The organism is Stenotrophomonas sp. yr243 (assembly GCF_900184195.1).
GTDB lineage: Bacteria > Pseudomonadota > Gammaproteobacteria > Xanthomonadales > Xanthomonadaceae > Stenotrophomonas > Stenotrophomonas lactitubi.
This window is the reverse complement of the sequence record NZ_FXWT01000003.1, coordinates 671,533-693,182: the sequence shown is the minus strand read 5'-3', so window position 1 is coordinate 693,182 and position 21,650 is coordinate 671,533. Positions and strand designations below refer to the sequence as shown.

At 66.2% G+C, this 21,650-nt stretch carries 21 protein-coding genes; 4 read left to right on the top strand and 17 right to left on the bottom strand.

Going from position 1 to position 21,650, the window contains the following annotated elements:
• Window positions 1–26: 26 nt before the first annotated feature.
• The 5 genes from QOL57_RS16020 to QOL57_RS16000 all read right to left on the bottom strand — a co-directional run bounded on the left by QOL57_RS16020 (window position 27) and on the right by QOL57_RS16000 (window position 3,523).
• Window positions 27–578 (bottom strand): hypothetical protein, encoded by a 552-nt coding sequence (locus tag QOL57_RS16020; RefSeq protein ID WP_089235833.1) that lies wholly within the window; start codon window positions 576–578, stop codon window positions 27–29.
• Between the two features lie 53 nt (window positions 579–631).
• Window positions 632–1,612, bottom strand: coding sequence for a DUF4880 domain-containing protein (locus QOL57_RS16015; protein ID WP_089235834.1), 981 nt, complete (start codon window positions 1,610–1,612; stop codon window positions 632–634).
• 69 nt (window positions 1,613–1,681) lie between these two features.
• Window positions 1,682–2,212 carry a sigma-70 family RNA polymerase sigma factor gene (locus QOL57_RS16010; protein ID WP_089237960.1) on the bottom strand — a complete coding sequence of 177 codons (531 nt, stop codon included), beginning with the start codon at window positions 2,210–2,212 and terminating at the stop codon, window positions 1,682–1,684.
• 16 nt (window positions 2,213–2,228) lie between these two features.
• The gene (locus tag QOL57_RS16005; protein ID WP_089237962.1) at window positions 2,229–2,909 is read right to left on the bottom strand and encodes an STN domain-containing protein; all 681 of its coding nucleotides are present in this window, start codon (window positions 2,907–2,909) and stop codon (window positions 2,229–2,231) included.
• A 149-nt stretch (window positions 2,910–3,058) separates the two neighbouring features.
• Window positions 3,059–3,523 carry an Lrp/AsnC family transcriptional regulator gene (locus QOL57_RS16000; protein WP_025874361.1) on the bottom strand — a complete coding sequence of 155 codons (465 nt, stop codon included), beginning with the start codon at window positions 3,521–3,523 and terminating at the stop codon, window positions 3,059–3,061.
• A gap of 124 nt (window positions 3,524–3,647) precedes the next feature.
• On the opposite strand from QOL57_RS16000, the gene QOL57_RS15995 reads away from it, so the two are divergent.
• From QOL57_RS15995 to QOL57_RS15980, 4 genes are all read left to right on the top strand, one after another.
• Window positions 3,648–4,382 carry an AzlC family ABC transporter permease gene (locus QOL57_RS15995; RefSeq protein ID WP_089235835.1) on the top strand — a complete coding sequence of 245 codons (735 nt, stop codon included), beginning with the start codon at window positions 3,648–3,650 and terminating at the stop codon, window positions 4,380–4,382.
• The gene (locus QOL57_RS15990; protein WP_089235836.1) at window positions 4,379–4,693 is read left to right on the top strand and encodes an AzlD family protein; all 315 of its coding nucleotides are present in this window, start codon (window positions 4,379–4,381) and stop codon (window positions 4,691–4,693) included. The genes QOL57_RS15995 and QOL57_RS15990 overlap by 4 nt, the downstream gene beginning before the upstream one ends.
• A 186-nt stretch (window positions 4,694–4,879) precedes the next feature.
• Window positions 4,880–5,308, top strand: coding sequence for a PAS sensor domain-containing protein (locus tag QOL57_RS15985; protein WP_005409905.1), 429 nt, complete (start codon window positions 4,880–4,882; stop codon window positions 5,306–5,308).
• The gene (locus QOL57_RS15980; protein ID WP_089235837.1) at window positions 5,305–6,840 is read left to right on the top strand and encodes a sulfite reductase flavoprotein subunit alpha; all 1,536 of its coding nucleotides are present in this window, start codon (window positions 5,305–5,307) and stop codon (window positions 6,838–6,840) included. The genes QOL57_RS15985 and QOL57_RS15980 overlap by 4 nt, the downstream gene beginning before the upstream one ends.
• Window positions 6,841–6,930: 90 nt before the next feature.
• Here the strand turns inward: QOL57_RS15980 and QOL57_RS15975 are convergent, their stop codons facing one another.
• The 12 genes from QOL57_RS15975 to QOL57_RS15920 form a co-directional block, all read right to left on the bottom strand.
• Window positions 6,931–7,599 carry an ATP-binding cassette domain-containing protein gene (locus QOL57_RS15975; protein WP_089235838.1) on the bottom strand — a complete coding sequence of 223 codons (669 nt, stop codon included), beginning with the start codon at window positions 7,597–7,599 and terminating at the stop codon, window positions 6,931–6,933.
• The gene (modB, locus tag QOL57_RS15970; RefSeq protein WP_089235839.1) at window positions 7,589–8,272 is read right to left on the bottom strand and encodes a molybdate ABC transporter permease subunit; all 684 of its coding nucleotides are present in this window, start codon (window positions 8,270–8,272) and stop codon (window positions 7,589–7,591) included. Before modB ends, QOL57_RS15975 begins: the two co-directional genes overlap by 11 nt.
• A gap of 3 nt (window positions 8,273–8,275) precedes the next feature.
• A complete protein-coding gene (gene modA / locus QOL57_RS15965; RefSeq protein WP_089235840.1) occupies window positions 8,276–9,019 on the bottom strand; it encodes a molybdate ABC transporter substrate-binding protein in 744 nt (247 codons plus the stop codon).
• Between the two features lie 20 nt (window positions 9,020–9,039).
• On the bottom strand, window positions 9,040–9,816 hold the full coding sequence (locus QOL57_RS15960; RefSeq protein ID WP_089235841.1) for a helix-turn-helix domain-containing protein: 777 nt from the start codon (window positions 9,814–9,816) through the stop codon (window positions 9,040–9,042).
• Between the two features lie 11 nt (window positions 9,817–9,827).
• Entirely contained in the window at window positions 9,828–11,042 is a 1,215-nt protein-coding gene (locus QOL57_RS15955; protein WP_089237964.1) for a coproporphyrinogen III oxidase, read from the bottom strand.
• A gap of 97 nt (window positions 11,043–11,139) precedes the next feature.
• On the bottom strand, window positions 11,140–12,471 hold the full coding sequence (locus QOL57_RS15950) for a nitrate/nitrite transporter (protein WP_089235842.1): 1,332 nt from the start codon (window positions 12,469–12,471) through the stop codon (window positions 11,140–11,142).
• A 24-nt stretch (window positions 12,472–12,495) separates the two neighbouring features.
• Window positions 12,496–13,395 (bottom strand): peptidylprolyl isomerase, encoded by a 900-nt coding sequence (locus tag QOL57_RS15945; protein WP_089235843.1) that lies wholly within the window; start codon window positions 13,393–13,395, stop codon window positions 12,496–12,498.
• 3 nt (window positions 13,396–13,398) lie between these two features.
• Window positions 13,399–14,106, bottom strand: coding sequence for a respiratory nitrate reductase subunit gamma (gene narI, locus QOL57_RS15940; RefSeq protein ID WP_089235844.1), 708 nt, complete (start codon window positions 14,104–14,106; stop codon window positions 13,399–13,401).
• On the bottom strand, window positions 14,103–14,783 hold the full coding sequence (gene narJ, locus QOL57_RS15935; protein ID WP_089235845.1) for a nitrate reductase molybdenum cofactor assembly chaperone: 681 nt from the start codon (window positions 14,781–14,783) through the stop codon (window positions 14,103–14,105). The genes narI and narJ overlap by 4 nt, the downstream gene beginning before the upstream one ends.
• Window positions 14,783–16,327 (bottom strand): nitrate reductase subunit beta, encoded by a 1,545-nt coding sequence (gene narH / locus QOL57_RS15930; RefSeq protein ID WP_089235846.1) that lies wholly within the window; start codon window positions 16,325–16,327, stop codon window positions 14,783–14,785. The genes narJ and narH overlap by 1 nt, the downstream gene beginning before the upstream one ends.
• Entirely contained in the window at window positions 16,327–20,070 is a 3,744-nt protein-coding gene (locus tag QOL57_RS15925; RefSeq protein WP_089235847.1) for a nitrate reductase subunit alpha, read from the bottom strand. Before QOL57_RS15925 ends, narH begins: the two co-directional genes overlap by 1 nt.
• A 69-nt stretch (window positions 20,071–20,139) precedes the next feature.
• Window positions 20,140–21,558 (bottom strand): NarK family nitrate/nitrite MFS transporter, encoded by a 1,419-nt coding sequence (locus tag QOL57_RS15920; RefSeq protein WP_033831277.1) that lies wholly within the window; start codon window positions 21,556–21,558, stop codon window positions 20,140–20,142.
• Window positions 21,559–21,650: the final 92 nt, after the last annotated feature.

The window sequence follows — 21,650 nt, the reverse complement described above, 5'->3', positions numbered from 1 at the left end:
CAGTGCGTGGCAGCATCGCGGGAATGTCACCGCAGCGTCATCCGCCTGCAGGCTTCCAGGTCCAGGCGCGGAGCAGCGCCGCCACAGCGCCGGGCCAGCACGGCAACGTCGCTGCGCTGTGCGAATGCGGCCAGTGCGTGCATCGCATCCGGGTCATCCAACAGTGCCGCCATCGACGCCTGCAGCAGCGGCAGCTGCCATCCCTCCATCTGCGCATCGGTGGCGGCCACGAACCAGTGCCACAAGCGGTGGTAGCGCACGTGATCGTGAAGCGCCGCAAGCCCCTCGATGCCATGCATCGCCATCAGCAGCAGCGCGCGCGCCAGTGCAGCTGCAGGCAGCGCCCCCGATTCGGACAGCGGCAGCACCTGCCGCTGCAACCGCAACAGCATCGCCAACGGATGGTCCTGCGGCTCGAATTCCAGCAGCACCGCCTGCTGTCGCCACTGCGGGTCGGACACCACGCATACCCACGGCGCGCCATAGCGGTGCACCATCAGTGGCCGCCGCTGGGTGGTTTCCAGCAGCGCCGACAGATTGCGGCGCAGATCCAACACACCGATGGTCTCGTTGCGCATCCTTGGCCTCTCCATGCATGCAGCGGCCGTGCGCGTCGCGCGCAGCCAGGGTCTTACCCCAAGACGGCAATTCCACCGGGAAAGCGACGCAGGCCGAGCGACATCGTCTGCCCGAGCTGCTCCAGCGCAGCATCCGGATCATCGATGCGGAAGCGGCCGCTGACCGGGGCGCGCGCCAGTGCCGATTCGCCCAGCAGCACCTTGCCGCGCCGGTAGCGGTTGATCTCGGCCACCACCTCACGCAGCGGCGCGCGGCGGAACACCAGCATGCCTTCGGTCCACGCGCTGACTTCGGCCGCCACGGCTTCGGCCACCACGCCGCTGAGGCGCTCGTCATACACCGTCTGCTGGCCGGCCTGCAGTAGCAGGCGACCTTGCGGATGCTCGATGCGAACGCTGCCGCGCAGGCAGGTCACACGCACCTGGCCGTCGGTGTTGCGCACATCCAAGCGTGCTGCGCCTTCGTCGGCTACAAGGCAGCCCGGCCCGGCGAACAGTGCCAGGCGTGTCCCCGCTGCGGCGTCGATCGCAGCCTGTCCCTGCACAAGCTCGAAGCCCTCACCCTGCGCGTCGCTGCGCCGGCGCAGGCTGCTCTGCGTATCCAGTTCGATCTTCAGATGCGGCGTCGGCGCAAGCAGCAGCCGCTCGCCGGTACCGGTATAGAAATCGGCCGTCATCGCCGTCACCGAAGGCCACAGGCCCAACGGCGGGTGCAGCGCAGCCACCACGGCCAGGCTCGCAGGTGCCGCCACCGCCGCCCCCAGGAATGCGCGCCGGCTCCAGCGTTGCGCCGGGGTTGCCGCCTGCGGCTGGCGTGCGGCGGCAGGCAGCTGCTCGCCGGCCAGGCGTACCTGTTCCCATTGCCGCTTCGCGCGGGCAAAGGCCTGCCGATGGCCGGGATCGGCCTCGCACCATTGGCGGAATTTCCTGCCATCGGCCGCCGTGGCCTCGCCCGAGGTCAACCGCACCACCCACGCGTGGGCCTGGCGCTCCACGGCGTCGAGCGGGCGGTGCGGTTGATCGTCAGCGTCCATGAGGGCTCTTGCCGTCCCCGCACGCTGCGGGGTTCTGCTCGGCGTCAAAGTGTAGACGGATGCCGTGCCTCAGAACCGCACCTGCCGCCCCTGCCCACTGCGTTCGGCCAGGTAATCCTGTGCGGCTTTCAGCTCACGCTGCACCAGCCGCAGCGACACGCCCAGGTGCTCGGCCACATCGCGCTGCTGCAGGCCGTCCACGCGGATCGCCAGCAATATCCGGCGGCGGCGCTCAGGCATCCGCTGCAGCAGGCCGACCATGTCTTCCAGTGCCATTTCCTGCTCGGCCGCCTGCGCCGGCCCCGGGCCGGGATCGGCCATGTCCATCAACGTATCCACTTCTTCCAGGCTCAGCAGGCGATGGTCGGCGCGCTGGCGGTCGATCACGGTGTTCATCGCCATGCGCAGCAGATACGCCGCAGGGTTCTGCACCGGGTCCAGGCGGTGTCGACGCGTGCTCAGGCGCATCCAGGTGTCCTGCAGCGCGTCGCCGGCCAGCTCTTCCGAGCCCAGCTTGCGCACCAGCCGGCGCTTCAGTTCGTCGTAGGCGCCCAGCAGATGGTCCATCAGGTCCACCGCCCCAGCCGTGCTGTTGCTCATGTTCGATTCCTTGACGTCATGGTTGGGGCGCGCGCCGGCCACAGTCGTGGCCCGCGCTGGAAGGACGGATCTGCAGGGTCACCGGCTGCGGCAGCGCGGCAGCATCGGCGCCCAGCCGCAGGGCCTGCATCGCCTGCAGAAGGCGCGCATCGCGGCGTGCGCTGCCGCTGCCGGCGAGCAGTTCGGGTTCCTGCACCTGGCCATCGTTGGCAATGCGGAAGCGCAGCGTCGCCGCATAGGCGCCCGGCGCAAGGTCAGGGTCGCCACAGAATGCGGTGCGCAGCCGTTGCTGCAGGTCGCCGAAGCGGCGACGCTGCCCCAGGTCGGCGGCCACATCGGTCGGGGAGGATCCGGCGGCTGCGTGTGCACCGCGGCGCAGCACCACGCGTTGTGCACCGATCAGCTCGGCCTCGACACCCGTGTCCTGCAGCACCACCTGCAGCGCCTGCAGTGGCGGCAGGCTGGCCTGCAGCGGATGGCTGCTGCGGCCGGTACCGAGATCGCCGGGATACATCACCGACCACCCGCTGACGACACTGAAGCGCTCGACCGCCTGTTCCAGCGGTTGCGCGGGAATGTCATAGGATCGGATGTCGTCCTGTGCGGCAGCAGCGAAGGCGAACAGCAACCCGGCGGCGGCGGCCACCCTCCAACGTCTGATCGCATGCTGTCCATTCAGCCCCCTGACGTAGAACACATGACCCTCGGCAGCGACATCAGCTGCAGCGGCGGAGCGCGGCGCGACCAGGTGGGTCGACCTGCACACGGCCGGCAAGCGGGTCAAACCGTAGCGGCGTCACGTGTCATTGCGATGACGGCGGCGCGCAGGGGACGCGCCGGGCCAGTTCAGACCGGCAGTTCAGTGGTCTGCTTGATCCGCTGCATGGGGATTTCGGTCTTGGTGTTCTGCACACCGGCGATCCGGTTCAGGTGCTGGATCTGGAACTGCCGGTACGCGTCGAGGTCGGCCACTGCCACCCGCAGCAGGAAGTCACAGTCGCCAGCCATCAGATGGCATTCAAGCACTTCCGGGAAGGACTTGATGCTGTTGATGAAGTGATTGGTGGTGTCTTCGTCCTGGCCGCGCAGCCAGACACGCACGAACACGGTGAACCCCCGTCCTATCCTGGCCGCATTCAGCAGGGCCACGTAGCGATCGATATAACCGCCTTCTTCCAGCAGGCGGACCCGGCGCAGGCAGGCCGACGGCGAGAGCCCCACCTGGCGGGACAGCTCCAGGTTCTGCAGGCGACCATCGCGCTGCAGGGCGTCCAGGATGCGACGATCCAGGTTGTCAAGCTGGTACTGCATGGAATTCCACTCCTTGACCAGATCACCGCATGATATTGCACATTCCGCCAAACCAATGGCATCAACGCAACCCGATTTCGTGATCGGACCGTTAGCATGGGTCACCCCCGCTCGTTGTTGATCCATGGACGCCCGAACCAGTCTGCCCCTGCCTGATCCCGCCTGCGACACCGCACCACGCGCCGAGTTCCTGCGCGGCCTGCGCGCCGCCGTACCGGTGATGATCGGCTTCATTCCCTTTGCCCTGGTGCTCGGCGCCCAGGCGGCCCAGAAGGGCCTGTCGGCGCTGGAAGTGCCGCTGATGACCGGCCTCAACTTCGCTGGCGGGTCTGAATTCGCCGCGGTCGAGCTGTGGACCTCGCCGCCGCACATCGCGCTGATCGTGGCGATCACCGCGCTGGTCAACAGCCGCCACCTGTTGATGGGCGCCAGCCTGGCACCGATGCTGCAGCACCTGCCGCGCCGTCGCGTGCTGCCGGCGCTGTTCTTCATGTGCGATGAAAGCTGGGCACTGGGCGTGGCCGATGCGCGCCGCCGCGCACTGGGCTTCAGCCTGGCCTACTACCTCGGCGTATCGGCCGGCCTGTACACCGTGTGGGTGCTGTGCACCGCACTGGGCGCGATCGTCGGCCCGCTGCTTGGCGACATCCATGCCTACGGCTTCGACATGGCCTTCCCCGCCGTGTTCCTGGTGCTGCTGCGTGGCATGTGGCAAGGCATGCGCGCCGCCCGGCCATGGCTGGTCAGCCTGGTGGTGGCAGCGGGCACTTACCTGCTGGTGCCCGGCGCGTGGTACGTGGCCAGCGGCGCGCTGGCGGGTCTCGCCGCGGCCTGGCTGCTGGCGGAGGACGCGGCATGATCTTCAACGGCCTGATCCACTGGACCTCGGTGCTGACCATCATCCTGATGGCCGCCGCCACCTATCTCACCCGCATCATCGGTTTTCTCGCACTGCGCAACCGCACCCTGAGCAAGCGCGCGGTGACGGTGATGGAAGCCGCCCCGGGCTGCGTGCTGATCTCGGTGATCGCCCCGGATTTCGTGGCCGACAAACCGGCCGATCTGGCCGCGCTGGCAATCACCCTGATTGCGGCCACTCGGCTGTCGATGCTGCCGACGGTGCTGATCGGCGTGGTGTCGGCGGGTGTGCTGCGGTATCTGATGGGCTGAGCAGGATTGCCTGTAAAGCCGAGCCCATGTTCGGCTTTGCAGGCCATCAACGCCCGGCCTGCGACAGCCGGTCGCAGCCCCCTCCCGGCGCACGCTTGACCTATGTCAATCCGCCCACCGCCACGGGCGCGTATCTCTATGCAGGAACCCAATACGCCGGCGTTACCGGCATCCAAAGGACCTGCGATGAGCTACACCCCCGACAACGCCCAGCTGCTCAACGCCATGCAGAACGTGATGGTGATCTCCACCACCGACCTGCAGGGCAACATCACCTATGCCAACGACCTGTTCTGCACGCTCACCGGGTTCGCGCGCGAGGAACTGATCGGCCAGCCGCACAGCATCGTCCGTCATCCGGACGTGCCCAAGGCCGTCTACAAGGACATGTGGGACACCATCAAGGCCGGCAAGACCTGGACCGGCATCGTGCCGAACCTGGGCAAGGGCGGCGTGCTCTACGTGGTCGACACCACCGTGCAGCCGCTGTTCGATGCCGATGGCAACATCACCTCGTACATCAGCATCCGCCGCGTGGTGAACGACCTGATGCAGAACTACGACCTGGTCGAGTTCAGCAAGGAAAAGTTCGACGACTTCTACGAGGCTGCGTGAACGCCATCCCCACACGCATGCCCATCAGCCGGCTGCTGGTGGGTTTTGCCTCCGAGTCGGGTAACGCCCGCGCCCTGGCCCAGCGCCTGGGCGCGGACCCGGACCTGCAGCCGCATGGGCCGCAGGTTCTGCCGTTCAATGACATCGATGTGGCCAGCCTCGGCCACGGCGATGTGCTGCTGGCCATCTCCAGCTCGTTCGGCGACGGCGAGCCGCCGGCCAATGGCGAGAGCTTCTTCGAGTCGCTGCGCCAAGCGCCCGCCCTGACCGGGCTGCGCTATGCGGTGTTCGGCCTTGGGGATACCGGCTACCCCAGCTTCTGCGGTTTCACCAAGGCGCTGGATGCGGCGCTGAGCGAGCGTCAGGCGCAGCCACTGCTGCACCGTGTCGACGCTGACCTCGGCTACGAGCAGTTCTTCCAGCAGTGGCGGCCGGTGCTGGGCCAGGTACTGGAGGGTGATGCAACCGCGGGCCAGGATCTGCGCCTGCAGGTGACGGCCTACGGTGAAGACAATGCCTTCAACGCCCGCGTCGTCGAACGGCGACGCCTGAGCCATGGTGACCCTGCGGCCTGGCACCTGCAGCTGGACATCGCCGGCAGCGGCATGGTCTACCGGGCCGGCGACACCTTGCATCTGGTTCCGGAAAACGATCCGGCATTGCTGCAGGCACTGGCCTCCTGGTTGGGTGATTCCAGCGCCGTCGACGCCCTGCGAGATCGCGAGCTGCGCCTGCTCAGCAAGGGCGTGCTGCGCGAGCTGGCAAAGCTGGGCGGCAGCGACGTACTGAAGGGCCTGCTGAAGATCAGCCAGAAGCGCGAGCTGGACGCCTACCTGCATGGCCTGGACCTGCTGGACGTGCTGCAGGACCACGCCACCCCGGGCAGCGTGCCACTGGCCCGCCTGCGTGACATCCTGTCGCCACGCCTGCCCCGTGCCTATTCCATCGCCTCGCATCCGCACGATGATCAGCTGAGCCTGTGCGTGCGCGAAGTGCGCTACACCCTGCGTGGCCGCGAACGCTTCGGCACCGCCACCGGCAGCCTGCTGCACGGCGACGACACCGCCCGCGTGTACTGCCGCTCCAATCCGGGCTTCCACCTGCCGGACAGCGGCAACGCGCCCCTGCTGCTGGTCGGCACCGGTACCGGCATCGCGCCGCTGATGGGCCTGATGCAGGAACTGCAGGCAACCGGCGACGCACGGGAGGTCCATCTGGTGTTCGGCGAGAAGCATCGCGAGCACGACTTCCTGTACCGCGAGCGGCTTCAGGACTGGCAGGCGCGTGGCGTACTGGCTGGCCTGCACACCGCGTTCTCGCGCGATGCCGCGCAGAAGGTCTATGTGCAGCATGTGCTGCAGCAGCAGGCCGCGCAGATGCAGGATGTGCTGGCCCGTGGCGGCCACATCTACCTGTGTGGCAACAAGAGCCACTTGGAAGGTGCGGTGCGTGCAGCCATCGACGCGATCGGCGGTGACGGCCATTGGGATGCCCTGCGCGGCGAGGGCCGCACCCACTGCGAGCTGTATTGAGGCGCCTCGCCCAGGGGTAGAGCCGGCCGCTGGCCGGCTGCTCTCCGCACTACCAAGCTGCCGGCCAGCGGCCGGCACTACCATCACAGGTCAATCGCCGACGATACGCCCTTCCACCACCCGCGCCACCTGCTGGCCGAACACTGCCACATCCTGCGGATCGTGGCTGATCAGCAGCAGCGGAATACCGGTTTCATCCAGCACGGCTTCCAGCTCCTGCCGCAGGTGCTGGCGCAGGTCGTGATCGAGCGCTGCGAACGGCTCGTCCAGCAGCAAGGCCTGCGGCCGGGTCACCAGCGCTCGTGCCAACGCCGTACGCTGGCGCTGGCCACCGGATACCTGTGACGGCAGCAGATCCGCCACATGCTCGATACGGAACGCCTGCAACCACTGCTCAACTGCCTCGATACGGGTCCCGCGCCGCGGATTCAACCAACCCCGCTCAAGCCCGAACGCCACGTTCTGGCGCACGCTCAGATGCGGGAACAGCGCGTAATCCTGGAACACATATCCCAGGCGACGACGCTGCGGTGGCAGATCAATCCCAGCACCTGCATCGAACAGCGTCTGCCCGTGCAGGCGCACATGTCCGTGCTCCGGGCGCAACAGGCCGGCCACCGCTTTCAGCGTCAGGCTCTTGCCGGCACCCGAGGGCCCGAACAGCACCACCTGCCGCTGCGTGCACTGCAGTGCCACGTCCAGTTCAAAGGTCTGGCCGGATGCCTGCAATCGCCGCTGTACCTGCAGGTCAAGCCACATCGCGCAGCTCCCGGCGGCGCCCGCCCACCAGCCGTGCGGCCAGCAGCAGGATCACGATGCATACCACCGACGTCAGGATCACCAGCGCATTGGCCTTGCCATCCTGCCCCGCCTGCACGGCTTCATAGATGGCGATCGACAGCGTCTGCGTGCGGCCGGGAATGCTGCCGGCCACCATCAGCGTGGCGCCGAACTCACCCATCGCCCGCGCGAACGCCAGCAGCAGGCCAGCCAGAATCCCGCGCCAGGCCAGCGGCAGGGTGATGCGGAAGAACACCGCGGCTTCGGAAACACCCAGCGTGCGCGCGGCCTGCTCCAACTGACCATCCACTTCTTCGAATGCGGCGCGTGCCGGCTTGAACACCAGCGGCAGTGACGCTACCGCGGCAGCGATCACCGCCGCCTGCCAGGTAAATACCAGGTTGATGCCGAACCACGACTGCAGCCAGGCACCGATCGGGCCATTGCGCCCAATCAGCACCAGCAGGTAGTAGCCCAGCACTGTCGGCGGCAGCACCATCGGCAGGGTCAGTATCGAATCCAGCAGTTCCCGACCGGGAAAGCGCCGTCGCGCCAGCAGCGCGCCAAGTGCCACGCCTGCAACGAGATTGATTGCGGTAGCCCAGCCGGCCACCTTCAACGACAACCCCAATGCGCTCCAGTCCAGGTCCATCCGTCAGGGCTTGCCGAACCCGTGCTTCTGCAGGATCGCCTGGCCCTGCGCCGAGCGCACGAACGCCGCGAAGCGCTTGGCTTCCACCGGCTGCGTGCTGGCCTGCACCACCGCGAGCGGATAGGCGATGCGTCCGTCAACCGGAACGTCGAACGCGCGCCGCACGCGATCCGGCATTGCCTGCGCGTCCGTGGCGTAGACAAAGCCCGCATCCACCTCGCCCCGTGCCACGTAATCCAGCGACTGCCGCACGTTCTGGGTACTGATCACCTTGCCCTGCACTGCCGGCCACAGCTTTGCGGCCAGCAGCGCACCCTTTGCATAGCGGCCCACCGGCACGCTGTCCGGGTTGCCCAGTGCGATGCGCTGCACACCGGCGCCCGCCAGGTCGGCCAGTGCGCGCGGCGGCGCCTTCGCCTGCGGCAGCACCACCACCCACAGCGCATTCACTGCGAAGACCGCACGCGTACCCGCTGCCAGCAGCTTCTGCTGCGCAGCCTGGTCCATCGTTGTTTCATCGGCCGAGGCGAACACATCCACCGGTGCGCCCCGCGCGATCTGCTGCAGCAGCACGCCGGACGCAGCAAAATTGAAGTCGACCTTGCTGCCCGGGTTCGCCTTCTCATAGGCAGCGCCCAGCTCGCGGAAACTCTCGGTCAGGCTGGATGCCGCCGACACGGTAAGGTTGCCAGCCCACGCAGGCAGCGTGAACAGCAGACCCAGAAACACCATTGCGCATCGCTTCATCGTCGGCTCCCTGGTCAGGCTCAATCGGGGTCGTTCTCATCGGCCACGGCCAGCGCCGCCAGCCGATCGGGTTGCAACAGCAGGATCTCGCGCTGCTTCACCGCAATCACGCCGTCATCGCTCAGCCGCCGCAGCACACGACTGGCCGTCTCCGGTGCCATCCGCAGATAGTTGGCGATCTCGGTGCGGGCCATGGTCAGGTTGAAACGGGTCGCGGAAAAACCACGCCGTGCATAACGGGCCGACATGTCCAGCAGGAACGCGGCCATCCGCTCTTCGGTGCGGTGGTTGGCCGCCAGCGTGGCAACCTTGCCGATCTCCGCACTGAGCAGGCTGAACAGCTTTGCCTGCAGCCCCGGCATGCGGGTCGCCAGCAGGCTCAGCTTGGGGAACGAAATACGGCACAGGTGCACCGTATCCAGAGCCACCGCATTGCAGGGGAAGCGCGAGCCATGAATCGCGTTGAGCCCGATCACCTCGCCCGGCAGCGCAAAGCCCAGCACCTGCTCGTTGCCCTGGCTGTCATCGACGAAGGTCTTGACCATGCCTGCGCGCACCGCCGCGATGGAATCGAAAGCCTCTCCCGCGCGGAAAATGTAGTCGCCCGCATGGAACGGCCCTACATGGTCAACCAGCACATGCAGCTCGCCCAGCGCCGTCTTGTCATAGCCCTGCGACATGCACGCATCGGAGAAGGCACAGGTGCTGCAGAAATGCAGCGCATCGCCATCATCGGCGGCGGCGGGATTCGGCGTGGTGCGGCCGGGTCTGGCCTGGGAAGGCGGAGTCGAAGACATCGGGACAGCACTCAAGCGATGGCGGCCGCCGGCCGGAAGCATGCGGCCATCATACGCCACAGCAACCGCCCTTCCTCGGCCAGGCGAAGCACGCGGCCGTCCCAGCGCGCCCAGCCACGCGCGAGCAGCGGTGCGAGTGCGGGCAGGGTCTCGGCGAAGCATTCATCGAACGGAACATCATTGCGCCACTCGAAGGCGGCAGCATCCAGCGCATGGTCGCAGGCGATGCTCTGCGCGACCTCGGCAGCCAGGCGTTCCCCCTCGGACAGGATCAGGCCCGCGGCAACGCCCACATGCCCCGCCTGCAGGCGGGCCTGCCAGCACTCAAGGTCATCCTCCGTCCGGTAGAACACCTCACCGATCTGGCTGCACGCCGCCAGGCCGATGCCGATGAAATCGCTGCGATCGCGGCGCGGCACGCCGGCCAGATCGCAATGACGCTGACCGTCACCCGGGCCGTTCGGATCCGGCAGGTCGCCGCGCTGATGATGGTCGCCACCGATACCCACATAGCCCGCCTCGCGCAGCAATCGCCACGCCTGCAGCCAGCGTTCCGATGAGGGATGCTCAGGCAGCGCGCATGGCGCCGGCAGCAGCACGCGCTCGGGCGCATCTGCCAGCACAGCCTGCAATCGCCCGATGAATCCCGCATCCTCCGCCGCAGGCACCCGCAACTGGTAGTAGCGCGCGGTAAAGCCCGCGTCGCGCGCCTGCGCCAGCACTGCCGGGCCAGGTGCATCGGCTCGATCGATCACGTTCAGCCGGGTGCAGCCCACCGCGCGCAGTTCTGCCGGCGCCACGGCACTGCCGGCATCCAGCCGCACCTCCACCTGCGGCCGGGCCACGGTGCGCAGGTGCCGCGGCACTGCATCCAGCAACTGCCCCAGCAGCGACGGCGGCAGTGCTTCGGCAAGGCCCAGCTGCAGCACCATCGCCACCACCTCACGGTCCTCGGCCAGAGCATCAGCCTGCAGGCGCAACGCGGCCAGCAACGTGTCCAGATAGCGTTCGGCCGGCACGTCGCGGCCCATGCGGCCGGTCTGGAAACCCAGCGTCAGCCCACGCGGAATCAGGTGCTCGTTGCTGGCGCGCACGGCGGCACGCCAGCCGCTTTCACCGAAGCCGGCACTGAACTGGTCGGGCGGCGGAAACAGCACGTGGCGGGGTTGCCGCAGCAATGCCGCCTGCAGCGCCGTGTTCTCGCTCGCATCAACATGGAAGCTCATGACGGTCATCCTCGCGCGTTCCTCTTCGCACAGCCCTGATTGAAATCAAGCGTGGCGCATTGCGTTGCTGGTGCCGGCCAGCGGCCGGCACCACCGTTCAGGTGCCGCGCGCACGATCGACCGCCGCCGCATCGATGGCCTCCGGCAGGTCGGTCTCCCGATCGATCTGCGGGAAGTGTCGACGCTCCATCCGGCGGATGGCGAAGTGCATCCACGCCAGCGCGGCGGACACCACCACGAACAGCAGCATGAAACAGCTGCTCCAGATACCCAGCGCATCGTTCAACGCACCGAACACGATCGGCAGGATGAAGCCACCCAAGCCACCGATCATGCCCACCACGCCACCCACCGCCCCCACGTGCCTGGGGTAATACACCGGGATGTGCTTGTAGACCGCAGCCTTGCCCAGCGACATGAAGAAGCCCAGCACGAACACCAGCACGGTGAACATCACCACGCCGATGGCCAGGTGGAAGTGGATCGGACCATGGATGCCCTTCACCACATACTCGGTATCGGGGTAGGCCAGCAGGAAGGTGCAGATGGCCGACACACCGAAGGTCCAGTACATCACCCGGCGCGCCCCCATCCGGTCCGACATCCAGCCGCCCACCACGCGGAACAGGCTGGCCGGGATCGAATAGCACGCGGCCAGCATGCCCGCGGTGCCGACGTCCATGCCGTACGCGCCCACCAGGTAATGCGGCAGCCACAGGGCCAGTGCCACGAAGCCACCGAACACGAAGAAGTAATACAACGAGAACCGCCACACCTGCAGATTCTTCAACGGTGCCATCTGCTCGGCGAACGGCACCGGCTTCACCCCATCACGGCGGCGTTGCTCCAGCGAGGGGTCTTCCTTGCTGAACAGGAAAAACAGCACCGCCGTGATCGCCAGCGCCACTGCCCACACCTTGGCCACCATCATCCAGCCCGCCGCCACCATCACCATCGGCGCCAGCAGCTTGGTGACCGCCGCACCGATGTTGCCGGCACCGAAGATACCCAGCGCCGTGCCCTGCTTGCTGGCCGGGAAGAACTTGGACACGTAGGCCACGCCCACCGAGAAATTGCCACCGGCGATGCCCACGCACAGCGCGGCGAACAGGAACTGCGGGTAGGTGTGCGCGTAGGTCAGCATCCACGTGGCGACCGCGCCACACAGCATCACCAAGGCCATGACCTTGCGGCCACCGAACTGGTCGGACCAGATGCCCAGGAACACGCGGCTGACCGACCCGGTCAGCACTGGGGTGGCGATCAACAGGCCGAACTGGGTGTCGGTCAGGCCCAGCTGCTCGCTGATCTGGATACCGATGATGGAAAAGATCATCCACACCGCAAAGCACACGGTGAACGCGAACGTGCTCAGCCACAGCGCACGCTGCTGCTGCCCGGCACTGGCGGGGGCAAGGGCCTGGTTCATGCAACCTCCTTCCTCAAGAGTGGGTCAGCCGATTTCGGCTTCGGCTTCGATCTCATCCAGCCCGCGTACCGGGTAGCGCTCCTGCAGCTGCAGCAGGTAGGCCTGCACTTCGCGTTGGCGCACCTGCAGTTCCAGGTAGTCACGGATCTGCGGCAGCACTGCGTCGAACGGCAGCGGCTGCCCTTCCTCGCGCCCATCGATGCTGACCACGTGGTAGCCCCAGCGTGATTCCACCGGGAAGCCGGCCAGGCCCTCGCGAAGGCGGAACACCTGGCGATCGAACTCAGGTGTGGTCTGCCCACGCTGCAGCCAACCCAGGTCACCGCCCTCGCTGCTGGACGGGCAACGCGAATGGCGCAGGGCGAAGTCGGCGAACAGGTGCGGCGCTTCCTTCAGTTCATTGGCCAGACGTTCGCCCTCGGTACGCGCCTCCAAGCGCCCAGCCACATCATCGGCCGGCGCGGCCAGCAGGATATGGCGCAGGCGCACGCGGTCCGGCGAGCGGAATCGCTCCGGGTTCTGTTCGAAATAGCGTTGGCAGTCCTCGTCGGTCGGCACCCGGTCTTCAATCGCGTCTTCCAGCAGTTGCTGGATCAGCACCTCCTCATCGCTGACCCGGCCGCCGGCTGGCGCCAGCAGGCCCAGGCGCTGTGCTTCCAATCGCAGCAGTTCGCGCACCACCAGTGCGCGTGCCGCCTCGGCACGCGACTGTTCCGGGCGCAGGGCCCGATGGTGCTGCATCTCGCGGGCGATGTCGGCCTCACTGATCGCCGTGTCCTCCACGAACAACCGGCACGGTGCCGGTTGCCCAAGCGAGCGCGGCCCCTGCTCTGCCCCGTCATGCTGGTGCTGGTGGGCCTCGGCCGGAACAGGCTGGGTGGAATCGATCACGGTGATCGGCAGGAACTTCGGCAGGCCGCCCATGGCTTACTCCCGCGGCCCGTAACGCAGCGCCGCCTGGCGACGGCGCACCACCTGGTACGGCCGCCACAGATAGCTGACCGGAATGCTCCACACGTGCACCAGCCGGGTGAACGGCGCGATCAGGAACAGGGTCAGGCCCAGGAAGATGTGCATCTTGTAGACCCAGCTGACGCCCTGGATGTAGTCGGCGGCACCGGCACGGAAGGTCACGATGTGCTGCGCCCACTCGGCCAGCTGCACCATCACCCCGCCGTCCAGATGTCCAGCCGACACGCGGATGCTGTACAGGCCAAGACAGAGCTGGGCGAACAGCAGCACCAGCACCAGGGTGTCACCGAAGCTGCCGGTGGCGCGCACGCGAGCATTGGTCAGGCGGCGCACCAGCAGGATGCTGATGCCGATGAAGCACAGTGCACCGAACACGCCGCCCACGACCATCGCCAGCATCTGCTTCTGCGAGGAGGTGATGAAGTGCTCGTATACCGCGTGTGGGGTCAGCAGGCCCACCAGATGACCACCCAGGATGGCCAGGATGCCGATGTGGAAGCAGTTGCTGCCGATCCGCATGCCCTTGTCCGACAGCATCTGGCTGGAACCGGTGCGCCAGGTGTACATGGCCTTGTCATAGCGCGCCCAGCTGCCGATCAGCAGCACCGCCACGGCGATGTACGGGTAGTACTGGAAAGCGAATTGATGCAGGTAGTAGTTCATGGCTGGACCTCTCGATGCACAGGGCGGGCCGGTGAGCGTGTCGGTGGCTTGCAGTCTTCGGCAGGAGCTTCGGCGCCGAAACGCACGGCTTCCTCTTCCCACAGCTTGTCCATCGCCTCGGCCGTATCGTCGCGGGGTTCTTCGCTGGCGCGTTGCCGCAGCGCCTCCAGGTTGACCTTGCCGTCGCCGGCCTCCACCAGGATCTCCAGCAACGGCACATGCGGCAGCTCGCGCTCGGCGGCGCGCGCGGCCAGCATCCCGGCGATATGGCCGATGTGGTGCAGCCATTCGCGTGCCTCGCTCTCAGATTGGTGGGCCAGGAACTCCAGCAGCAGCGGCAGGTAGTCCGGCAGTTCGCGTGCATCCAGCTCGAAGCCGTGCTTGCGGTAGGTTTCCACCAGATCGACCATGGCCTGGCCACGGTCACGCGATTCGCCGTGGATGTGTTCGAACAGCAGCAGGCTCATCGAACGGCCGCGGTCGAAGGTTGCCAGCCACGCGGCCTGCGCATCCAGCGGATCGCTGTCCAGCAGCTGCTGCACGAAGCCGCGCAGCTGCCTGCGCCGCGTCGGCGTCAGTGCCACCTCGTCACAGGCCGCCAGCAGTTCCTCGCCGTGCTGCCACAGTTCCTCGCGGGGGTAATCCAGCAGTACCCCCACCAGCTTCAGAACGCTCATCAGACCACCTCCTTGCGGCGGTGGTTGGGCCCGTTGTTCACCACGAAGCTGGTGCTCTTGCGCTGGCCGAACAGGTCGGCCGGGCTGTCGCCGTTGCAGCCGTTGCCGAAGGTGAAGCCGCAGCCGCCGCGTTCGCCGAAGGCATCGTTGGCGTACTCGCGGTGAGCGCTGGGAATCACGAAACGGTCCTCGTAGTTGGCAATGGCCAGGTAGCGGTACATCTCTTCAACCTGGGCCACGGTCAGCCCGGCCTGGTCCAGCACCGCGGTGTCTTCCACGCCGTCCACGTTCTTGGCCCGGCGCCAGGCGCGCATCGCCATCAGACGTTCCAGCGCCCGCACCACCGGTGCCTCGTCACCGGCCGTCAGCATGTTGGCGAGGTAGCGCACCGGAATACGCAGCGAGGCCACGTCCGGCAGCTCGCCACTCATGCCGATGCGGCCACGTTCGGCGGCCGACTGGATCGGCGACAACGGCGGCACGTACCAGACCATCGGCAGCGTGCGGTACTCAGGGTGCAGCGGCAGCGCCAGCTTCCAGTCGATGGCCATCTTGTACACCGGCGACTGCTTGGCCGATTCCAGCCAGCTGTCCGGAATGCCTTCCGCACGTGCAGCAGCAATCACCGCCGGGTCATGCGGGTCCAGGAAGATGTCCAGGTGGGCCTGGTACAGATCCTTTTCGGCGGCCACCGATGCGGCCTCGGCAATGCGGTCGGCGTCGTACAGCATCACGCCCAGGTAGCGGATGCGGCCGACACAGGTCTCCGAACATACCGTCGGCTCACCCATCTCGATGCGCGGGTAGCAGAAGATGCACTTCTCCGACTTGCCGCTCTTCCAGTTGTAGTAGATCTTCTTGTACGGGCATGCCGACACGCACATGCGCCAGCCACGGCACTTGTCCTGGTCGATCAGCACGATGCCGTCTTCCTCGCGCTTGTAGATCGCGCCCGATGGGCACGCCGACACGCACGCCGGGTTCAGGCAGTGCTCGCACAAGCGTGGCAGGTACATCATGAAGGTCTTTTCGAAGGCGCCGTAGATCTCCTTCTGCACTTCATTGAAGTTGTAGTCGCGCGAGCGCTTGCTGAACTCCGAACCCAGGATCTCTTCCCAGTTCGGGCCCCACTCGATCTTCTGCATGCGCTCGCCACTGATCAGCGAGCGCGGCCGTGCGGTCGGCTGGTGCTGGCTGTCCTTGGCGGTGTGCAGGTTCTGGTAGTCGAAGTCGAACGGCTCGTAGTAGTCGTCGATCTGCGGCAGGTCCGGGTTGGCGAAGATCTTGGCCAGCATCCGCCAGCGTCCGCCAGCGCGTGGCACCAGCTTGCCGCTGCCGGTACGCACCCAGCCGCCGTTCCACTTCTCCTGGTTCTCCCACTCCTTCGGATAGCCGATGCCCGGCTTGGTTTCAACGTTGTTGAACCAGGCGTACTCGACACCCTCGCGCGAGGTCCAGACGTTCTTGCAGGTGATCGAGCAGGTGTGGCAGCCGATGCACTTGTCCAGGTTCAGCACCATCGCGATCTGTGCACGGACCTTCATCACACCACCTCCTTGGCGGCGGCCGGGACGGCCTCGCCATCCAGCCAATCCACCTTGTCCATCTTGCGCACGATCACGAACTCGTCGCGGTTGGTACCGCAGGTGCCGTAGTAGTTGAAACCGTAGGCCAGCTGCGCGTAGCCACCGATCATGTGGGTCGGCTTGAGCACGATGCGGGTCACCGAGTTGTGGATGCCGCCGCGGGTGCCGGAAATCTCCGAACCCGGCACGTTGATGATGCGTTCCTGGGCGTGGTACATCATCGCCATGCCCGGCATCACCCGCTGGCTGACCACCGCTCGCGCGGCAATCGCGCCGTTGACGTTGAACAGCTCGATCCAGTCGTTGTCGACGATGCCGGCACTGCGCGCGTCGTCCTCGCTTATCCACACGATAGGGCCACCGCGCGACAGCGTCTGCATGATCAGGTTGTCGCTGTAGGTGCTGTGGATACCCCACTTCTGGTGCGGGGTGATCCAGTTCAGCACGATCTCCTTGTTGCCGTTCGAGCGCTGGTTGAGCAGCGGCTCGATGGTGCGGGTGTTGACCGGCGGCCGGTAGCTCATGAAGGCCTCGCCGAAGTCGATCATCCACTCATGGTCCTGGTAGAACTGCTGGCGGCCGGTCACCGTGCGCCACGGAATCAGCTCGTGCACATTGGTGTAGCCCGCGTTGTAGCTGACGTTGTCGTCTTCCAGCCCGGACCAGATCGGCGAGGAGATGATCTTGCGCGGCTGCGCCTGGATGTCACGGAAGCGGATCGCCTCGTGCTCCTTGCCCACCGCCAGATGGGTGTGCTCGCGGCCGGTGAAGCCGCCCAGCGACTCCCACGCCTTCACCGCCACATGACCATTGGTTTCCGGGGCCAGGTGCAGGATCACTTCGGCCGCATCGATGGCGGTCGAGATGGCCGGCCGGCCCTGGCTGACGCCCTCCTCGTGCACGGTATGGTTCAACCTGCCGAGGAATTCCACCTCGTGCTTCGTATCCCAGTTCATGCCCTTGCCGCCATTGCCGTGCTTGTCCAGCAGCGGCCCCAGCGAGGTGAATTTGCGATACAGGTTCGGGTAATCGCGCTCCACCACCGTCATCGACGGCATGGTCTGGCCGGGGATGGCCTCGCACTCGCCCTTCTTCCAGTCGGCCACGCCGAACGGCATGCCCAGCTCGTTGGGAGTGTCGTGCAGGGTTGGCACCAGCACCAGGTCCTTCTCCACGCCCAGCACGCCGGGCGCCATCTCGCTCACAGTGCGCGCGACCTCCTTGAAGATGTCCCAGTCACTGCGCGATTCCCAGGCCGGGTCCACCGCCTTCGACAGTGGATGGATGAACGGATGCATGTCCGAGGTGTTGAGATCGTCCTTCTCGTACCAGGTGGCCGTCGGCAACACGATGTCCGAATACAGCGCGGTGGTACACATGCGGAAGTCGAGCGTCACCAGCAGGTCGAGCTTGCCTTCCGGTGCCTCGTCGCGCCACTTCACTTCCTCTGGCTTTACCGCGCCCATCTCGCCCAGGTCCTTGCCCTGCAGGCCGTGGCGGGTACCCAGCAGGTGCCGCAGCATGTACTCGTGGCCCTTGCCCGACGAACCAAGCAGGTTCGAGCGCCAGATGAACATCATCCGCGGGTGGTTCTGCTGCGCGTCCGGGTCGGCAAAGGCGAAGTCCAGCGAACCGTCCTTGAACTTGCCCAGTGCGTAATCGGCGGGGGCCACGCCGGCCGCTTCGGCCTCGCGCACCAGCTGCAGCGGATTGCGGTCCAGCTGTGGCGCGCATGGCAACCAGCCCATGCGCACGGCGCGCAGGTTCAGGTCGGCCAGGCTGCCGCTGTACTTGCTGGCGTCGGCCAGCGGTGACAGCAGCTCATCCACCTGCAGCTTCTCGTAGCGCCACTGCCCGGTGTTGAAGTAGAAGAACGACGTGCCGTTCATATGCCGCGGCGGCTTGCTCCAGTCCAGGCCGAACGCCAGCGGCTGCCAGCCGGTCTGCGGGCGCAGCTTTTCCTGGCCCACGTAGTGCGCCCAGCCACCGCCGGTCTGGCCCACGCAACCGCACATGATCAGCATGTTGATCAGGCCGCGGTAGTTCATGTCGTTGTGGAACCAGTGGTTCATGCCCGCGCCGACGATGATCATCGAACGGCCATGGGTCTTGTCGGCGGTACGCGCGAACTCGCGGGCGATCTCGATCACCTCGCCACGCGGCACGCCGGTGATGCGTTCCTGCCAGGCCGGCGTGCCCGGCACGTTCTCATCGAAGCTCGTGGCGACATTGGCGCCGCCGAAACCGCGGTCCACGCCGTACTGCGCCAGCAGCAGGTCATAGACCGTCGCCACCAGGGTGTCGCTGCCATCGGCCGTGGCCAGGCGGCGCACCGGGATGTTGCGGTCCAGTACTTCCTCGGCCGGGGCGGCGGTCCAGCCGTCACTCTCGATGCCACCGAAATACGGGAAGCTGACCGCCTCGATGCCATCGTTGGCGTCGGACAGGCTCAGGCGCAGGCGCGTATCCGCGCCGTTGCTGGCCTTCTCCTCGATGTTCCAGCGACCCTTTTCGCCCCAGCGGAAACCGATCGAACCGTTCGGCACCACGATCTGGCCACTGGTCTCGTCGTAAGCGAGGGTCTTCCAGTCCGGGTTGTTGGCCTCGCCCAATCCACCCAGCTCACTGGCGCGCAGGAAACGCCCGGCCACCAGGCGGCCATCGGCACGACGCTCCAGGCGCACCAGCATCGGCATGTCCGAGTACTGGCGGCAGTAGTCCTGGAAGTACTGCGACGGCGAATCGACATGGAACTCGCGCAGGATCACGTGGCCGAAGGCGAACGCCAGTGCGGCGTCGGTGCCCTGCTTGGGGTGCAGCCAATGATCGGTCAGCTTGGCCAGCTCGGAATAGTCCGGGCAGATCGAGACCGTCTTGGTGCCGTTGTAGCGCGCCTCGGTGAAGAAGTGCGCATCGGGCGTACGCGTCTGCGGAACGTTCGAGCCCCAGGCGATGATGTAGCGGCTGTTGTACCAGTCCGCCGATTCGGGCACGTCGGTCTGTTCGCCCCATACCTGCGGCGAGGCCGGCGGCAGATCGCAGTACCAGTCATAGAAGGACAGGCAGGCACCGCCCAGCAGCGACAGGTAACGCGCACCGGCGGCGTAGGACACCATCGACATCGCCGGAATCGGCGAGAAACCGACCACGCGGTCCGGTCCGTACTGCTTCACCGTGTACAGGTTGGAGGCCGCGATGATCTCGTTGGCCTCTTCCCAGTTCAGCCGCACGAAACCACCCATGCCGCGCCGGGTCTTGTACGAGCGCGCCTTTTCCTTGTCCTCCACGATGCTGGCCCACGCATCCACCGGCCCCTGGGTCCTGCGCGCTTCACGCCACAGGCGCAGCAGCGTGCCGCGGATCAGCGGGTACTTCAGTCGGTTGGCGCTGTACAGGTACCAGGAATAGCTGGCGCCACGCGGGCAGCCACGCGGTTCGTGGTTGGGCAGGTCCGGGCGCGTGCGCGGGTAATCGGTCTGCTGGGTTTCCCAGGTCACCAGACCATTCTTGACGTAGATCTTCCAGCTGCACGAACCGGTGCAGTTCACGCCGTGGGTGGAGCGCACGATCTTGTCGTACTGCCAGCGCTGGCGATAACTGTTCTCCCAGTCACGGCCTTCGCTCTTGGCAAACCCATGGCCATCGGCAAAGGGCTGGGGGTCACGCTTGAAGAACTGCAAGCGATCAAGGAAATAGCTCATCGGGGGTCTCCCTTTGCGGACATCTGCATCGTGGCTGTGTGTGTCATCTGGCTGCGGTGCGTTTTCATGTCAGCAAGGCGTCTCTGCGCCGCGCCGGTAGTACCACCACCAGGTCACGGCCAGGCAGGTGACATAGAAAACGACGAACCCGTACAGCGCCATGTCGGGGCTGCCGGTCAACGTGATCGAAGAGCCATAGCTCTTGGGAATGAAGAAGCCGCCGTAGGCACCAATCGCACCGGAGAAGCCCACCACCGCGGCCGACTCGATGCTGGCCTGGTGCGCCGACGCGGCCTTGCCCTCAGCATTGGCACCTGCCGACAGGCGCTCATGCAGCGTGCGGAAGATCACCGGGATCATGCGGAAGGTGGTGCCGTTGCCGATGCCACTGAGCACGAACAGCGCCATGAAGCTGAAGAGGAAGCCGTAGAAATTGCCGCCCTGGCCATCGCTGGGCAGGAAATGCAGCACGCCGAACACCGCCGCGATCATCAGCGCGAACACCCAGAAGGTCAGCCGCGCACCGCCCCAGCGGTCGGCCATGCTGCCACCCACCGAGCGCATCAGCGCACCCAGCAACGGGCCGATGAAGGCGTAGGCCAGCGGGTTCACGGCGGGGAACTGGCTCTTCACCAGCATCGGGAAGCCGGCCGAGAAACCGATGTAGGAACCGAAGGTGCCGATGTACAACCAGCACATCAGCCAGTTGTGCTTGCGGCGGAAGATCACCGCCTGTTCCGCAAACGAGGAGCGGGCGCTGGTCAGGTCATTCATGCCGAACCAGGCCGCCACCGCGCAGATCGCAATGGCCGGCACCCAGATGAAACCGGCATTCTGCAGGTAAAGCGGCGCACCGCCCTCCACCACCGGCTGCGGCGCACCACCGAGGGCACCGAACACACCCACCGTGATTACCAGCGGGATCACCGCCTGTGCCACCGACACGCCGACATTGCCCAGGCCGGCATTCAGGCCCAGCGCCAGGCCCTGCTTCTGCTTGGGATAGAAGAAGGAGATGTTGGACATCGACGAGGAGAAGTTCGCCCCACCGAAGCCACACAGGATCGCGATCACCACGAACACCCAGTAAGGCGTCGCCGGGTTCTGCACCGCAAAGCCAAGCCAGATCGTCGGTGCCAGCAGCGATGCGGTGGACAGCGCCGTCCAGCGGCGACCGCCAAAGATCGGAATCACGAACGAATAGAAGATGCGCAGCGTCGCGCCGGACAGGCTGGGCAATGCCACCAGCCAGAACAACTGATCGGTGCTGAAACCGAAGCCGATCTTCGGCAGGCTGATGGTCACCGCCGAGAACAGTACCCAGACCGAGAAGGCCAGCAGCAGCGAGGGAATGGAGATGACCAGGTTGCGGGTGGCGACCCGCTTGCCGGTGCGCTCCCAATAGCCGGGATCTTCCGGCGTCCAGTCGCTGATGACGCGACCAGGACTGGCAGTGCTGCGGACAACAGGATCGCTACCGACGGTCATACATGGCTCCAGGGCTGTGGAATGACGTGGGTACTGCTTTCAAGTTGTAACCCGTCGTCATGCAGCCATTAGGCCGTGCAGCAGCAACGACG

Coding starts and splice junctions, on each gene's coding strand:
- QOL57_RS15975 (WP_089235838.1), bottom strand. CDS start 7,599: ATGTGGCTTGACCTGCAGGTACAGCGGCGATTGCAGGCATCCGGCCAG.
- QOL57_RS16020 (WP_089235833.1), bottom strand. CDS start 578: ATGCGCAACGAGACCATCGGTGTGTTGGATCTGCGCCGCAATCTGTCG.
- QOL57_RS15950 (WP_089235842.1), bottom strand. CDS start 12,471: ATGAACCAGGCCCTTGCCCCCGCCAGTGCCGGGCAGCAGCAGCGTGCG.
- QOL57_RS15945 (WP_089235843.1), bottom strand. CDS start 13,395: ATGGGCGGCCTGCCGAAGTTCCTGCCGATCACCGTGATCGATTCCACC.
- narH (WP_089235846.1), bottom strand. CDS start 16,327: ATGAAGGTCCGTGCACAGATCGCGATGGTGCTGAACCTGGACAAGTGC.
- narI (WP_089235844.1), bottom strand. CDS start 14,106: ATGAACTACTACCTGCATCAATTCGCTTTCCAGTACTACCCGTACATC.
- QOL57_RS16015 (WP_089235834.1), bottom strand. CDS start 1,612: ATGGACGCTGACGATCAACCGCACCGCCCGCTCGACGCCGTGGAGCGC.
- QOL57_RS15985 (WP_005409905.1), top strand. CDS start 4,880: ATGAGCTACACCCCCGACAACGCCCAGCTGCTCAACGCCATGCAGAAC.
- QOL57_RS15920 (WP_033831277.1), bottom strand. CDS start 21,558: ATGACCGTCGGTAGCGATCCTGTTGTCCGCAGCACTGCCAGTCCTGGT.
- modB (WP_089235839.1), bottom strand. CDS start 8,272: ATGGACCTGGACTGGAGCGCATTGGGGTTGTCGTTGAAGGTGGCCGGC.
- QOL57_RS16000 (WP_025874361.1), bottom strand. CDS start 3,523: ATGCAGTACCAGCTTGACAACCTGGATCGTCGCATCCTGGACGCCCTG.
- modA (WP_089235840.1), bottom strand. CDS start 9,019: ATGAAGCGATGCGCAATGGTGTTTCTGGGTCTGCTGTTCACGCTGCCT.
- QOL57_RS15960 (WP_089235841.1), bottom strand. CDS start 9,816: ATGTCTTCGACTCCGCCTTCCCAGGCCAGACCCGGCCGCACCACGCCG.
- QOL57_RS16010 (WP_089237960.1), bottom strand. CDS start 2,212: ATGAGCAACAGCACGGCTGGGGCGGTGGACCTGATGGACCATCTGCTG.
- QOL57_RS15990 (WP_089235836.1), top strand. CDS start 4,379: ATGATCTTCAACGGCCTGATCCACTGGACCTCGGTGCTGACCATCATC.
- QOL57_RS15925 (WP_089235847.1), bottom strand. CDS start 20,070: ATGAGCTATTTCCTTGATCGCTTGCAGTTCTTCAAGCGTGACCCCCAG.
- QOL57_RS15995 (WP_089235835.1), top strand. CDS start 3,648: ATGGACGCCCGAACCAGTCTGCCCCTGCCTGATCCCGCCTGCGACACC.
- narJ (WP_089235845.1), bottom strand. CDS start 14,783: ATGAGCGTTCTGAAGCTGGTGGGGGTACTGCTGGATTACCCCCGCGAG.
- QOL57_RS15955 (WP_089237964.1), bottom strand. CDS start 11,042: ATGAGCTTCCATGTTGATGCGAGCGAGAACACGGCGCTGCAGGCGGCA.